The organism is candidate division KSB1 bacterium (assembly GCA_034506395.1).
GTDB lineage: Bacteria > Zhuqueibacterota > Zhuqueibacteria > Thermofontimicrobiales > Thermofontimicrobiaceae > Thermofontimicrobium.
Genome location: JAPDPQ010000028.1, coordinates 35,789 through 51,136, shown reverse-complemented (window position 1 = coordinate 51,136; position 15,348 = coordinate 35,789). Strand labels below are relative to the sequence as shown.

Genomic DNA, 15,348 nt, shown 5'->3' with positions numbered 1-15,348 from the left:
GATGAAAAGCCAAATGTCAAGAAATGTATCGTAAGTTTGAACGGTTTGTTTGAATGCCGGATTTAGTAATATATAAATTCGGTTTCCCCTGATTTTCGTTGCCGGTTTTGTTTACGATAGCAGAATTGCGGATAAGAAATGCAGCCATGTCTTGATCGTTATGAGCTAATTGCCAGAGTTGGGGACTTCAAGATGGGAAGCGAATCTTATTCAAATAATATGAATCCAAAAGCTATAGTTATCCAATTTTGTGGTGAATAATATCATTTAATTTAATTTTTAATCTGAAACCAGGGTGTAACGATGAGAACGAGCAAGATATTTTTCCTTTTCATTTTCATTTTCGCTGGGATAATCTTGGCCGGCGCTGCGAATGGGCAGAGATTTGGCCGGAACAAGGTCCAATATGAAAGAAAAAATTGGGAGTTCATTCAGAGCACGCATTTCGATATTTACTACTATCAAGGGGGGCGTCGCTTGGCTGAATTTACAGCCAGCGTTGCCGAGTCTTCCTATGTGTCGCTCAAACAGTTATTCAATTATCAACTGATCGATCGCATCCCAATTATCGTCTATCGGTCGCATAATGATTTTACTGAAACCAATACCTCGCCAGAAGTTGTGGAGGAATCGGTGGGTGGATTCACCGAGTTTCTCAAAAACCGCATTGTCATCCCCTTTGATGGCTCCTACGAGCAATTTCGGCATGTGATTCATCACGAGTTGACGCATGCGGTGATGCTCCAGTTTTTGTATGGGGCTGGCCCAGGATCGATCATCCAAGGGGTATCGCGCTCAGCGCCGCCGATATGGTTTATCGAAGGGATGGCGGAGTATTGTTCGATTGGCTGGGATACGGATTCTGATATGTTTGTTCGAGACGCGACTTTGGCTGGGTATTTGCCTCCGATTCAGTATCTCCAGGCTTATCTTGCTTATAAAGGGGGGCAGGCAGTGCTCAATTACATCGAGGAGACGTATGGCCGTCAGAAGGTGACCGAGCTATTGCAGCGCATCCGAACCACGCGCAACTTCGATCGTGCCTGGCGCAATGCGCTGAATGAAAACCTCGACGAATCCAGCAAAAAATGGCAACGCTACATGCGAAAGAAATATTGGCCAGAAATTGCCAATCGAAAACAACCTTACGATTATGCCCAGCCATTGACGGATCACACAGATTGGAAAAATTTTGTGAATAACAGTCCTGCAGTTTCTCCTACTGGGGATCGCGTCGCTTTTCTCACGGATCGCAGCGGCTATTTCGACATTTATGTGGTATCAGCCACAGATAGGAAGCAACTGCGCAAATTAGTTTCGGGCCAACGAAAAGCGGATCTTGAGGAATTGCAATGGCTGCGTCCAGGCATGAGCTGGTCCAATGATGGAAAATATTTGGCCTTTACTGCTCGATCGGCTGGGGAGGATGCTCTCAACATTCTCGATGTCCAGCGGCGGCGGATTGTCAACTCCTACAAATTCGGAATGGATGGGGTTTTCGCCCCGGCATGGTCGCCTGTGTCCAATGAAATCGCCTTTGTCGGTGTAAAAGGATGTTGCTCCGATATCTATGTGTTTGATATCGACACCAAGCAACTTCGCCAGATTACTAATGACATTTTTAGTGACGCTCAGCCAGCCTGGTCTCCAGATGGCGCGATGTTAGCGTTCGTGTCTGATCGAAAAGAGAATGTCGAGCCGGCTGAATTGTTGAAGGAGATTCGAATTGAAGATCATGATTATCGGACGACCGATATCTACCTGGTGAAAGCCAATGGTGCGGGGCTGCGCCGCTTGACCAACTTTGAACTGGACGAGAGATCGCCGCAATGGACCCCAGACGGCAAGTATCTGCTGTTTATTTCCGACCACACCGGCATTTCCAATATCTATTATATGGACATGGAGACCGAAGAAGTTAAAGCGCTGACCGACATCATTAACGGGGTGGCGCAGCTTTCCATCGGACAGAAGAGCTCGCGGCTGGCGTTTACTGCTTTTTCCAACGGTGGATATGATATTTTCCTTTGGGCAGATCCCATGGGATCGATTCGGGAAGGAACCGCCGAGCCAAAACTGACAGCTTATATGCTCAAGCGTATGCAACCTCCGCGGGTATCCGTGGCTCCAGGGAGTGAAAATGAAGGGCAGAAAATCGAAACAACGGTGAAAAGTGGCCAGGATTTCTCCCGATATGTGTTCGGTTCGAATTTCCGACGAGGTATCGTCGATGAAGTGAGTGGACCAAAACGAGAGGTGCGGCTGGCTACGGATGCGTTCAAGGAACCGAGCGGGGCATTTCGAACCAATCCATATAAGGTCAAATTCGGATTGGATTATGTCGATGTCAACGCGGGTTATGATCCTATTTTGGGCGTCTATGGTCTCACCCAGCTCTATCTGAGCGATGTGCTGGGCGATCATCAAATCGTCCTGGGCGCTAATGTCATCCGCGATTTGAACAACAGTGACTTCCTTTTAGGGTATGCGAATTTGAAAAATCGAACGGATTGGTCGATCGTCAGTTATCAGTTTGTTAACTATTTTTTGACCGAAGTGGGAACGGTCCGCTTTTTACGTCGGGGTGTTGCCGCCAATGCCTCTTATCCGTTTTCGCGTTTTCATAGGATAGATGCCGGTTTGGAATATTTTAATATCCGTCAGGAATTCCTTTCTTACTTTTTCTTCCAGCCGTACAGCTATTCCGTGGTTATGCCCACTCTCGCCTATAATACCGATAATACGATCTGGCGCTATATTGGGCCAGCGAGGGGAAATCGCAATTACATCGGCCTGGTGGGAAGTCCCAAAATCGGTAGTAATGGCAAGGAGTTTCTGACCAGCAGTTTTGACTTCCGTCGCTATTACTCAATTGGAAATGACTATACATTTGCGCTGCGCTTTTCTGGCGGCGCCAGTTTTGGCAAGAATCCCACATTGTTTATCATGGGAGGGGTCGAAAACTGGCTTAATTATCGATTCTATCAAGATATTGGTCTCTCGGATATCTCCGATTATTTTCTGTCAGAATGGATGATGCCGCTTCGTGGCGCCGAGCTCTATGAACTAGTCGGTACTCGCGCCGCCATGATCAATACGGAATTTCGATTCCCATTCGTCGAGTATTTTATCACGAAATTCCCATTTCGTTTCGGATTGTCCAACATCCTTGGGTCGTTCTTCCTCGATGCCGGCTCTGCTTGGAGCAATGATCGTGCTTGGCGCTTCACTGCGACGAAGCCCAATGGCGAGCGATATGTCCGAGATATTGTCACCGGATTTGGGTATGGGATTCGGGCAAACCTATATTTCGTGTTGCTGCGCTTCGACGCTGCCTGGAGAACCGATTTCAATCATGTGTCAAAACCGCTGTACTACTGGTCAATTGGCCTAGATTTTTAAAGCGACGAAAGTGCAATTGATTGTAAATAATTTTTACGAGACTTTGAAGAGGAAAATATGATTGGCGTGATGAAAAATAAGTTATTGTTAGTTCCTATCCTAATTGTCTTGTTGCCTTGGCTGGGAAAAGCTCAAGATAATGAGAGGTTTCTTCCCCGCTTCGATTTCGAAATTGTCTCATTCCCCAGTGAGGGATTTCAACAGCCAGAGACATTCGTCTATGTATGGGTCCGAAACACGCATCTTCAGTATGTGACCAGCGACTCTGGCTTTTCTGCCCGATATCAGATCAATATTGGTGTTTCCAATCTTCGAGGCAGATCGATTCTGACCGAGGATCGAAACTTTACAGTATTCGAGCGCAGCTATGCGACAACCATCGATCCAAAAGTGCAGCGCGTGCATCGATTTGCGCTGAAATTGCCAGCGGATGAATATCTGTTCCAAATTCGCTTGCTCGATCGAAATTCCAATCGGCTGCGGCTTCAGGACCGAAGGAAAACGGTCCGCGCCTTCAAAAGAAACCAAATTGAGGTCAGCGATGTGCTGTTTATCAGCGAGGCGGACACGCATAATATTCCTGAACAGAATGTGATCCCATCGTTTCGGATACCAATTCAGGACAAAATCTTTGTGTTTGCCGAAGTCGTCAGTCCAATAAATAAGCGGGAGATCAAACTTGAATCAGTGTTGAGACAAAAGGAGGGTGCAGAGGGCTTCACGTTTGTTCAGCAGATTGTGCCGATTCAGGAGATCACCAAGGTGTTTTTGCAAATCAATAAAGAGAGCATGATACAGGGGGAAAATCAGCTGGTATTACGCGCCACGGGTGATGGGCAGATCAAAACGGTTCGAAAGGATCTTCGATTTGTTGCTGGCCTGCAAACGTTCGAAGGGTTGCCAGTCAATGATCTGATTGGGCCATTGATCTATGTTACTGATGCGGATGATTGGAAAAAACTTGTCACCGCGCCAGAAGGAAAGAAAGACAGCGTTTTCAAGGCATTCTGGGATCAACGAAATCCCAGCCCTGGGGCACCGAACAACCCGTTATTCGATGAATTCTATCGCCGCGTCGAATTTGCGAATCGGACCTTTAGCCATACGCGTCGAGAAGGATGGCGGACCGATCGCGGTCGCGTTTATATCGTCTTTGGCCCTCCTGATCGCGTCGAACGAACAACACCCTCACAATACTACCAGGGCGAATATGAAGTGTGGTATTATGATGATTTAAGAGAAAAATTTGTGTTCTATGATGAATATGGGTTTGGGGATTATCGACTTGTATCAGGAAATATTCGGCCATCATATTAGCCCTTGGGATGAGCCTCAAGAGATTAGATGGATGCCCATATCATAGATTTGATCATGTATTTGGCGATACATTAAATAGCGGGCAGACACAATGAGATTCATACATTGTTCTGATACTCATCTTGGCTATGCAGAGTACTATAAAATTGATCCAGAGACTGGCCTCAACCAGCGCGAGCAAGATTTTTATCGCGCTTGGGACCATTTGATCAATGCGATATTGGAACAGAAACCGGATTTCGTGCTCCATGCTGGAGATTTATTTCACACCACACGGCCCAGCAATCGAGCTATTGCCGTGGCGCTGCTCGGAATTCAGCGCGTCAGCGAGGCCGGCGTTCCGCTGATAATGATTTCAGGCAATCATTCTACCCCGAAAATCCGCACCACTGGCTCGATCTTCGAATCGATTACTCTGTTCCCAAATGTCTATGCTGCCTTTCGAGGCCAGTATCAAAGCTTTCGTATCCATAACTGTGAAATTCATTGTGTCCCTCACTGCTCGTTAACCGAGCAACTTCAGGCCGCTTTTAAAGAGATTAAACCCCATCGGAAAAATGATTATCAAATCTTGCTCACCCATGGCGCATGGGCTGGAGAAAAGGCTTTTTCCATGGGTGAATTCAACGAGCAGCGCCTCCCAGATCTCGAGCAAGTAACCGATATCCGTTTCGATTATATTGCCCTGGGACATTATCATCGGCATATTCAAATAAAGCCACATGTTGTTTATAGCGGATCTACCGAGCGCACCAGTTTCAATGAAGCCGGCAACCCGACTGGCTATGTCCTGGTTGATACTGATACAAACAAAATCGAATATCATCACCTCCCGTCTCGGGCAATGATCAAATTAGCGCCAGTCGATTGTCGTGAATTAGCCGTGGCTGAAATTTACGATGAATTGAACAAACGATCAACCGAGAACTTGAAAGATGCGCTGGTAAGCTTGGCGCTCATCAACGTTCCGCGCCAAACGCTGATCAAACTCGATAACCGCGAGATTGACGCGATTTTTCCTCAAGTGTTATATTTGAATAAGTCCATTTCGCAATGGGTTGAAAGCTCTGGGGCCAGCAAACCTGCCAGTGAGCTAGGGAGCGTGCCTGCAGAATTCGAACGGTATATCGAAATGGCCGTTGAAGAGGAGTCCGATCGAGAGCGACTGAAGCGCATCGGCCTGGAATATCTGACGAGAGAGACATAATTCAAGCAGCTTCAGAATCCAGCCTATACGATGAACCTGACCATAGCAAATTCCTGGCTGAAAATCCAGATGACGTTTCCTGTTCTTCCAATCATTGGTTGGAATAATTGTCTTTTAGCAAAGAACCAAACATGCAGCCAAATTGTTGAGAGCACAGGGAAGAAATTGATCGGGCATCAGTGGCAATTCTCAATTCTTAGTTGAAGGTTTTCGATGGGGAAAATTATGGTTGCTCAGCCGACGGTTTCCGACATTGGTGAATTCGGTTTAATTGCCCGGCTTCAACGGTTTATTCCAAAATTTGTACCAAGTGGAGTGATCACAGGCATCGGAGATGATGCTGCGGTGATTCGATTGGATGACCAGCGGGAAATCCTAGTGACCTGCGATATTCAAATCGAGGGACAACATTTTCGGTCGAATCATCTTTCGCGCTATCAACTGGGTCGGCGCGCTGCGGCTGTCAATCTCAGCGATATCGCTGCCATGGGAGGCAAGCCGCTCTGTGCACTCACCTCATTAGCATTCCCACAATCACTCCCCCTGGTTGATTTTGATGATCTCTATCGCGGGATCTGTGATCAATTAGCGGAATTCTCTGCTGCCATTATCGGTGGAAATCTGGCTCAGTCGGATTGTGGCCTGATCATTGACATTACGCTCATTGGCATGGTTGAATTTGGACAATTTTTGCTCCGATCAGGCGCCAAACCTAACGATCGCATTTTTGTTACAGGTCCACTGGGTGCTTCTGCAGCCGGGTTTGCGATCTTAGAACATTATGGCCCTGCTTTTCCCAAACAGTTCGATCCATTGGTTCAAAAGCATTTGCAGCCAATACCTCGGATCGCCGCTGGCCAAATGTTGGCGCAATGCGGTTTCGCCACCGCCATGATCGATATCAGCGATGGGTTGGCTGGAGATCTTCAGCATATCCTTGCCGCAAGCCAAGTGGGTGCTGAACTCTATCAGCATCGCATTCCTCTCCCCGATCTACTTCTTCAGGCTTGCGAGTTGGTCAACTGCTCAGTGTGGGATATCGTGCTTTATGGTGGGGAAGATTATGAATTATTGGTCACGATGAAGCCAGAAACTCCCGATGCGCTGCTTGCGACCATCGCTCAGCAATGCAACATCAGCTTATTCGAGATTGGATGCGTCCGAGCTCCTGAGGCAGGCTGCTTTTTGATTGACTCAAAGGGAAAAAAAATATCAATAGAAGCTAAAGCCTGGGATCATTTTAGCCACCGATCTATCTCATCATAGGCACTATTTCTTCTGATTCGCGCTCAAGATGTATATCTCATGAAAGCTACAAAAGCTTCCCTTGTGATGTCTGTGCACAATTTTGAGTACATGCCGAAACGCCAATTCATATTTTTAAAATGAAGCACAAATAGCTTAGCGACGTTACGAACAAATAAATTGTATTAATTTTTTGTCACGCTACTATATATGGTAGTGGGTAGAAGTTATCCACATTCGATCTGCAGGAATCAGCTCGATTGACCGCCCGAGTGCCCTTAATTTTCAATTCAATCAACCCTCTGATATTTTGTGAATTAAATTATGAGAAAAAATATCGTGATCGATCTTGATCCAATTCATGTTAGGTAATATATGGCTAAGCACAAGTTATCCACAGATTGTTCACATTGAAGTGTGGACAGGTATCAAAATCGGTATCTCGATAATATAACAAAAATGGGATTTGTTCTGCAACGGAGGAATCAGCGTTGAAGTTGCAATTCCCATTTTTATAATTAAACAATCAAATGATTTTTTATGGCTCAAAAGGCGAGGCGGTGTCCTCTCTTCTGAAAGAGGCGTCACCTTTCATTTTTGAGGCGACTATAGAAATCTGTTAACAATAGCAGCGGAGATCATCCCCTCCTATACTTAAGGTTCTTTGCAGGGCTTTAATCATCAATTGTTGATAAATAATATCTCAAGCCTTTTTGCCTCCAAAAAAATGCTTGAATTTGTGATTTATATTTCGTATTATTTGCCGGCAAAAGCGAGGCAATCGCATGAGAGATGATGAGTATTTCATGGCTGGGAGGAAGCAATGAAATTGGAAACTGGCAAAATAGAAAAATACCTATTAAAGTCTATCAGATGCCAGTTCATCATTGGTATCGTGTTAATTTTGGGAATTATTAATTGTGGAGGAAGAGGGGTGGAGAAACAATTTGCCGACTTTGTGACCGCGCATGTGGCGAAAGTTGAGCCGCTGATGAAGGCGTGGAATTTGAGCTATTGGCAGGCTTCGCTGACTGGGGCTAAAGAGGATTTTGACAAGGCGGCGGAGTATGAGTTGCAGATTCGCACCATTTATTCCGATACTAGCGACTATGCCTATCTGAGCCGGCTGCGCGCGTCTGAATCAGTTCATGATCCATTATTAAAGCGACAGTTGGATGTACTATATCGCGCGTATTTGGGCAATCAAATTCCCGGCGATCTATTGAAAAAGATTGTTGCAAAGAAAAACGCTGTCGAAAACAAGTTCACTGTGTTTCGGGGAAAAATTGGCACTCGCACGGTGACGGATAATGAGATCAGTGATATTCTGAAAAAAGAAACGGATTCGGCGAAGCGACGGAATGCCTGGCTGGCCAGTAAGCAGGTCGGACCTATTGTGGCGTCAGATATTGTTGAATTGGTCAAGCTCCGCAATGAAGCGGCCCGCACATTAGGGTTCGATAATTTTTACTTGATGTCCCTGGAACTGTCGGAGCAGCGATTGGATCAACTGACGCAAATTTTTGATCAACTTTCGGCTGTGACGGAGCAACCTTTTAAGAAACTCAAAGCTGAACTTGATAGTGCACTGGCCCGAAACTACGGCATTGAACCGCAGGAGCTCATGCCATGGCATTACCACGATCCATTCTTTCAGGAAGGACCGATGGTTGATGTGGTCAATCTGGATCGTTATTATGAAACTCAGGATGTTAAGGCGTTGGCTGAAAAATTTTTTGTCAGCATCAATCTGCCAGTGGATGATATTATAGCCAGAAGCGACCTTTATGAGCGGCCTGGGAAAAATCCGCATGCGTTCTGTACGAATATCGATCGGAATGAGGATGTTCGGGTGCTGGCAAATATTCAGAATAATGAGAAATGGATGGAAACCATGCTTCATGAACTGGGGCATGCCGTGTATGAGAAATACATCGACAAGCAGCTTCCATTTCTGCTTCGCGAGCCAGCCCACATTTTCACGACCGAGGCGATTGCCATGCTATTTGGCAGATTATCTCGCAATGGCTATTGGCTGCGGGACATGATCGCGCTTCCAGATATGACGGCCGAACAGATAACCGCTTCGGCAGATCGAAGCTTACGGCTACGCCAATTGATTTTCTCCCGCTGGTGTCAGGTGATGTTCCGCTTTGAGCAAGCCCTCTATCAGGACCCAGATCAAGATTTGAACAACCTATGGTGGGCGTTGGTAGAAAAATACCAGATGGTCAAAAAACCTGATGGTCGCAACGCCCCGGATTGGGCGGCGAAAATTCATTTCATCATTGCCCCAGTGTATTATCACAATTATATGCTTGGAGAGCTGTTAGCCTCCCAGCTTCATAGCTACCTGGTCAAACAGATTTTGAAATTAAAGACCAATCAGGCTGTCTCCTATGTCAATCATCCTGCGATTGGCGATTATTTGCGGCGCCACGTTTTTGCTTTGGGTGCCCATTATCCATGGGATGAAATGATCGCTCGAGCGACTGGCGAAACGCTTTCCCCAAGTTATTTCGTGAATCAATTCATTGCGGAGTAACTGCCCTCGGTTAGGAACAACAAGAGCAAGCAAGGTTTGCCTTCAAAAATTTGATCTTGCAAACCAGCCATGATCTCGCTTAGCGCTTGGATTCCCTGAGGGATTTCCAGAATAGCGATTGGAAGCAACTCGCTGAATGAAAAACGTTCGATCGAGCTATGTCTCATGCCGTATAGCGGAAGTCACCTATCGCCGAGACCAATTTGCGTCATCACAAAACCTTGCAAAACCGAATCGCGATTGGGTTGATTTGCGGGGCCATGGTCGTCCCAATCTTTCCGACGATTTTTTGCAGTTCGCCAGAATCTTGCAATTACCTTCAAAACCGATGGTGAGCCGAATGATGTTCTTTGGCAATTGTATTAGTCAACACGCCGTACAACTGTTGCACTCAACTGCTATTTGCTCTGCTCGTCATTGTGAGCAGCCATTTCAATTTGGTCCCTGAATCCATTAATCACCATTTTCTAAGGAGTGCAGTTATGGGTTTAACTTTGGACAGCCCTATGAAACGGACAATATTTATAATTATCGCGGCGATCATTAGCCTTGTCTTTGTAGTGGCGGGATTTTTTTATCAGCCAAATTTACACCAACACTTTGTGATCGTTTATTTAGTAATTATTCAGATTTTGGTCCTGTTGACCTTTTTTGCTTATCGAAATTCCACCACAGGTCGAGCCATTTATGTGAAGAAACTCAAAAACCCTCGACTCCAGGAAAACGCTTTCTCATTTGCGAGGTTGTTGTTGAAGGAATTCGATTATATTCGTGATACGGCGGCTCAGGCCATGAATGACCGCCACACAATGGTAAACTTTTTCCTCATCATCACTGGCGTATTTCTTTCAGCGATTGCGAGCCGTTTTTTTAGCGCAGCAGATATTTTCAGTGATGCTAAATACATTTCCATCATGATCGCTGGAGCCATCATCATCAATTTTGTGGGCTGGATCTATTTTATGCATATCATTCGCCTGCGTCAGGCCTGGTACGATAGTGCTGCAGCCATGAATCAAATTAAAGAGTTTTTTATTGTCAACGGGCGCATCCCTGATGAATTGGCTCGTTCAGCGTTGTTATGGGATATGAAGACCATCCCTTCACCTGGAAAAAAAGGTAATGTGTTTTATTACTCGGCTGTTTTAATCAGTTTTATTTCGGCGGTAGTGCTTTTGCTTGCCAGTTGGCTGCTCTCTCCGCACTCGAAAGCTGACAGCATTGGCTGGTTCTCCTGCCTGCTGGCGCTCTATCATTTTCTGTTTCAAATGTTTTGCTACTCACTATTTTTGGACTATAAGCCAATTAAATGACATGAAAGTTAGAGTGAAAAAGGTCGAACGAATCCTTGATGATTTTTTTAAGGTTGATCGCGCCATTTTGCAGTTCGAAAAGTTCGATGGATCAATGAGTCAGGAAATCGTTCGATTAAATTTTGATCGGGGGGATTCAGTTGGTGCTGTGATCTATCACGAGACCAATCGGAGCCTAATTTTCGTCCGACAATTTCGCTATCCGATCTTCACTAAAGACCCAGACAACGCCTGGTCACTGGAAATCGTCGCTGGTGTGATCGATCCCCATGATTCGCCCGATGAAGCCATGATGAGGGAGATAAAGGAGGAAATCGGTTATCGGGTACATCTTTTGAAGCCGCTGTTCAGTTTTTATGCTACGCCCGGCGGGAGCAACGAAAAGGTATTTCTGTATTTTGCTACCGTGACCGATCAGGATCGGCTCGATGCTGGAGGAGGCGTGATCGAAGAGGGTGAAAATCTTCAGATCCTTGAAATTCCAGTGAAAACCACCTTTGAAATGCTCAACAATGGAGAGTTTTACGACGCGAAAACCATCATCGCCTTACAGTGGCTTAAGAATCGGCAACGATTGCTCAGATAACGATACTGGCCGATCTCCGTACTAAGAATGTCCTTAATTGGGGTAGGGAGCAGGGATTCAGATATTTTTTCTCGTGGAAGACAACAGAGGAGGATGCACATGGACAAAATAATTCGACCAATTACGGCGATCAGAGGCCAAATGACCGTTCCCGGGGACAAATCGATTTCTCATCGAAGTCTACTACTGGGTGCAATTGCCCAGGGAAAAACGACGATCCAGAATCTCTCCAGTGCTGCGGATGTGAATAGCACCCGAACTTGTCTTGAGCAGTTGGGCGTTTCGATCGCTGCGACCGATCACGGGCTTGAGATCATTGGCCATGGGCTTTACGGGCTCAAGGCATCGAGGCAACCATTGGATTGTGGCAACTCCGGGACGACAATGAGGCTTCTTTCGGGTATTTTGGCAGCTCAGCCCTTCGTATCGCAACTGGATGGGGATGAATCGCTGCGCCGTCGTCCCATGAAGCGCATCATCGAGCCGCTCAGCCTGATGGGCGCGAGCATCGAAAGCCAGCCAGGCGGACTAGCCCCATTGACCATCTCGGGTAATCGCTTGAAAGCCATTACGTATCGCAGCCCTATTGCCAGCGCTCAGGTCAAATCTTGCATTCTATTAGCAGGGCTTTACGCCGAAGGGACCACCACAGTGATCGAACCCCAATTATCCCGCGATCATACCGAGCGGATGTTGACGGATTTTGGTGTTTCTCTCGAAAAAAATGGACTGGCAGTATCGATTTCGGGGCAACAAATGCTGCGCGCGTGCGATATCACCGTACCTGGCGATTTCTCGTCAGCGGCTTTTTTTATTGCTGCTGCCTTACTTATTCCCGGTAGCCAATTGCTTATCAAGAATGTGTGCTTAAATCCCACCCGGATCGGGTTGCTTGAGGTTCTCAATGAAATGGGTGCTGCCATCCAGGTCGAGCAGCACTATCAGCGATCCACTGAACCAGTCGGCGATGTAGCGATTAACGCGGCGCAGCTTTATGGCACCACCATCGGTCCTGAGCGCATTCCAAGCCTGATCGATGAAGTGCCCATCCTGGCGGTCATTGCTACCCAAGCGCATGGAATCACCAATTTGACTGGCGCCAGCGAGCTGCGCGTGAAAGAATCGGATCGACTTCAGGCAGTGGTGAACAATTTGCGAGCCATGGGGGCAGAAGTCGCTGAACTACCCGATGGGTTTACAATTATTGGCCCCCAAGAATTGCGCGGTGCCCAGCTCGATAGCTTTAATGATCATCGCATTGCCATGGCATTTAGCATTGCTGGCCTGATTGCTGCTGGGGAAACCCAAATAATGAATAGCGAGTGTGTGCAAATTTCCATGCCAAATTTTTTCGAGACATTGCAGGAGATCGCAGTTGAATAAAGCTGGATGGAAATTTTGTGTCATCGGCGATCCCATCAGTCATTCACTCTCCCCGCTCATGCATCGCTGCTTTCTGGACAAATTCGGGATCGATGGCAGCTATGAGGCACAACGAATCTCGGCCGAAGAGCTTCGGGAAGCGCTACGACGTTTGGTAGATAGCGGCATTCAAGGGATCAATGTCACCACACCGCATAAACATGCAATTGTGCCCTACATGGATCAGCTTACGCCTGAGGCTCAGGCCATTGGCAGTGTGAACACGGTGAAAGTCGCGTCCGAAAGATTGATCGGCCATAATACCGATGCAATTGGTTTTGAGGACAGTTTGCGCTTGCGCGGCTATTCTGTGGCAGGGAAACGGGTTGTCCTATTCGGTACTGGGGGGGCAGCGCGAGCTGTAATGATCGCTCTGATCCGGGGCCAGTGTCGTGAAATTGCTGTGTTCGGCCGCAACCGAGACAAAGCAGCGCTTCTGGTGCAGGAATTTTTACCTCGAGCTGGGAACACAACACTGATTGCGTTGGACTTATCGGACCAACGAGCTTTGAAGCAAGCAATATCCGTTTCCCAATTGGTGGTGAATGCTACGACTGTGGGGATGGGAAGCTCCCAAGATCAATCGATTTTGCCTGACACTGTTGAGCTTCATGCAGATTTATTCGTTTACGATTTGATTTATCGGCCTTATCGGACGCGATTGATCCAGCAAGCTGAACGGTATGGCCTTTCCTGGATGAATGGTCTTGAAATGCTCATTTTACAGGGGATCGCATCATTGCGTTTCTGGACCAATCTCCCGTGGGTGATGGATGAAAGCAGCTTTGGCGAGGTCAAAAATTTGTTGAGGAGGGAAATATGTCAGGAATAAGTTGGCGGACTGCCGGCGAATCCCATGGCAGGGGACTGATCGGCATCATTGAGGGAATTCCAGCAGGCTTGTCCATTTCAGAGCAGGCTATCCAATATGAACTTCAGCGCCGACAGAAGGGGTATGGTCGTGGATTGCGGGCTAAGCAGATTGAAAAGGATCATGCCGAGTTTGTGTCGGGCATCCGCTTCGGGCAGACCATTGGAAGTCCAATCGCCATATTTATTGAGAATAAAGATTGGGTGAATTGGACCGAGGAAATGGCGATGTTTGGGACGCCGCCGCCAGATTTAGAGACCGTCACCGTTCCTCGACCGGGTCATGCCGACCTAGCTGGCAGTTTGAAGTTTCATCATCGGGATATCCGCAACGTGATCGAACGCGCCAGTGCGCGGGAAACGGCCATGCGCGTGGCGCTCGGCGCTGTAGCAAAACAATTGCTGGCGTATTTTCATATCCGCATTTTCAGCGAAGTATTTCAAACCGGTAAGGTCATTTTACCTCGACCGATACACAAACATTATCGCGAGCTCTCTGATAAAGATTTGGAAAAATATCTTCAGCAAATCGAATATTCTTCTGTTCATTGTGGGGACGAAAAAGTGGCCCAACAAATGATGGAAGCCATCGATACTGCCAGAGAACGAGGAGATACTTTGGGGGGACGATTGGCGGTTGTAGCGCTTCAGGTCCCTGCTGGATTGGGAAATTACGCCCAGTGGAATTTGCGGCTGGATGGCCTGCTAGCCCAAGCGGTTATGAGCATCCCAGGTATTAAAACTGTGGAAATCGGCGATGGTCAAGAATTGGCGGATAAATATGGTTCTGCTGTGCATGATGAAATTTACTGGGACCAAAAAATGACCAAATATGTCAGAACGACCAACCATGCTGGGGGCATTGAAGGTGGGGTTTCAAACGGGGAGGCCATCATCGTTACCGCAACCATGAAACCTATCCCAACGCTGATGAAACCATTGCAATCGGTCGACATCACCCAGAAAACACCAAATCGTCGCTACAAAAAGCGGAGCGATATTTGCTCCCTCCCCTCTGCCGCTGTGATCGCTGAGGCGATGGTCGCCCTGGTACTGGCCGATCAATTATGCCAGAAATTCGGCGGCGACTCTATTGGAGAGATGAAGGATAATATGGAAAACGTACTTTATGAACGACAACTCGATATCCTGCAAACCTTTAGTCTGGGCGATTGGAGATTGGGGCTGACAGATTAATGGCTCGATTTGAATTGGCAATGAATCTTTCGCAAATTGCGGTGCAATCTCATTTCAATCGATTGCAGAAGATATTGCTCAATCATAGACTTGCCTATAATCGACTACCACTGCGTCTGCAAGATTCAAATAGTTTGAAATATCCTTTCATATCGGGCTATTGCAGAACTGGTGGACAGGAATTCTGGATTAATAAAGGCAAGTTCGGATCGCTTAGTTTCAGCCTTCTGGCAGATCCTCATCA

At 46.9% G+C, this 15,348-nt stretch carries 10 protein-coding genes; all 10 read left to right on the top strand.

The features are described 5' to 3' along the window. The first annotated feature begins 303 nt into the window (after positions 1-303). The 10 genes from ONB37_15575 to aroC all read left to right on the top strand — a co-directional run bounded on the left by ONB37_15575 (position 304) and on the right by aroC (position 15,104). Positions 304-3,402, top strand: coding sequence for a hypothetical protein (locus ONB37_15575; protein ID MDZ7401575.1), 3,099 nt, complete (start codon positions 304-306; stop codon positions 3,400-3,402). A gap of 57 nt (positions 3,403-3,459) precedes the next feature. Next, a complete protein-coding gene (locus ONB37_15570; GenBank protein MDZ7401574.1) occupies positions 3,460-4,719 on the top strand; it encodes a GWxTD domain-containing protein in 1,260 nt (419 codons plus the stop codon). 91 nt (positions 4,720-4,810) lie between these two features. Continuing rightward, positions 4,811-5,926 (top strand): exonuclease SbcCD subunit D, encoded by a 1,116-nt coding sequence (locus tag ONB37_15565; protein ID MDZ7401573.1) that lies wholly within the window; start codon positions 4,811-4,813, stop codon positions 5,924-5,926. Positions 5,927-6,139: 213 nt separating this feature from the next. Then, the gene (thiL, locus tag ONB37_15560; GenBank protein ID MDZ7401572.1) at positions 6,140-7,192 is read left to right on the top strand and encodes a thiamine-phosphate kinase; all 1,053 of its coding nucleotides are present in this window, start codon (positions 6,140-6,142) and stop codon (positions 7,190-7,192) included. Positions 7,193-7,994: 802 nt separating this feature from the next. Further along, complete coding sequence (locus ONB37_15555; GenBank protein ID MDZ7401571.1) at positions 7,995-9,716, top strand: M2 family metallopeptidase; 1,722 nt, start codon at positions 7,995-7,997, stop codon at positions 9,714-9,716. 482 nt (positions 9,717-10,198) lie between these two features. Beyond that, complete coding sequence (locus ONB37_15550; protein MDZ7401570.1) at positions 10,199-11,029, top strand: hypothetical protein; 831 nt, start codon at positions 10,199-10,201, stop codon at positions 11,027-11,029. 13 nt (positions 11,030-11,042) lie between these two features. Continuing rightward, positions 11,043-11,615, top strand: a complete 573-nt coding sequence (locus tag ONB37_15545; GenBank protein MDZ7401569.1) for an NUDIX hydrolase — start codon at positions 11,043-11,045, stop codon at positions 11,613-11,615. 93 nt (positions 11,616-11,708) lie between these two features. Then, on the top strand, positions 11,709-12,998 hold the full coding sequence (gene aroA, locus ONB37_15540) for a 3-phosphoshikimate 1-carboxyvinyltransferase (protein MDZ7401568.1): 1,290 nt from the start codon (positions 11,709-11,711) through the stop codon (positions 12,996-12,998). Next, on the top strand, positions 12,991-13,869 hold the full coding sequence (gene aroE / locus ONB37_15535; protein MDZ7401567.1) for a shikimate dehydrogenase: 879 nt from the start codon (positions 12,991-12,993) through the stop codon (positions 13,867-13,869). The genes aroA and aroE overlap by 8 nt, the downstream gene beginning before the upstream one ends. Next, positions 13,866-15,104, top strand: a complete 1,239-nt coding sequence (aroC, locus tag ONB37_15530; GenBank protein MDZ7401566.1) for a chorismate synthase — start codon at positions 13,866-13,868, stop codon at positions 15,102-15,104. Before aroE ends, aroC begins: the two co-directional genes overlap by 4 nt. The last annotated feature ends 244 nt before the right edge of the window (positions 15,105-15,348 follow it).

Coding starts and splice junctions, on each gene's coding strand:
- ONB37_15575 (MDZ7401575.1), top strand. CDS start 304: ATGAGAACGAGCAAGATATTTTTCCTTTTCATTTTCATTTTCGCTGGG.
- ONB37_15570 (MDZ7401574.1), top strand. CDS start 3,460: ATGATTGGCGTGATGAAAAATAAGTTATTGTTAGTTCCTATCCTAATT.
- ONB37_15565 (MDZ7401573.1), top strand. CDS start 4,811: ATGAGATTCATACATTGTTCTGATACTCATCTTGGCTATGCAGAGTAC.
- thiL (MDZ7401572.1), top strand. CDS start 6,140: ATGGGGAAAATTATGGTTGCTCAGCCGACGGTTTCCGACATTGGTGAA.
- ONB37_15555 (MDZ7401571.1), top strand. CDS start 7,995: ATGAAATTGGAAACTGGCAAAATAGAAAAATACCTATTAAAGTCTATC.
- ONB37_15550 (MDZ7401570.1), top strand. CDS start 10,199: ATGGGTTTAACTTTGGACAGCCCTATGAAACGGACAATATTTATAATT.
- aroA (MDZ7401568.1), top strand. CDS start 11,709: ATGCACATGGACAAAATAATTCGACCAATTACGGCGATCAGAGGCCAA.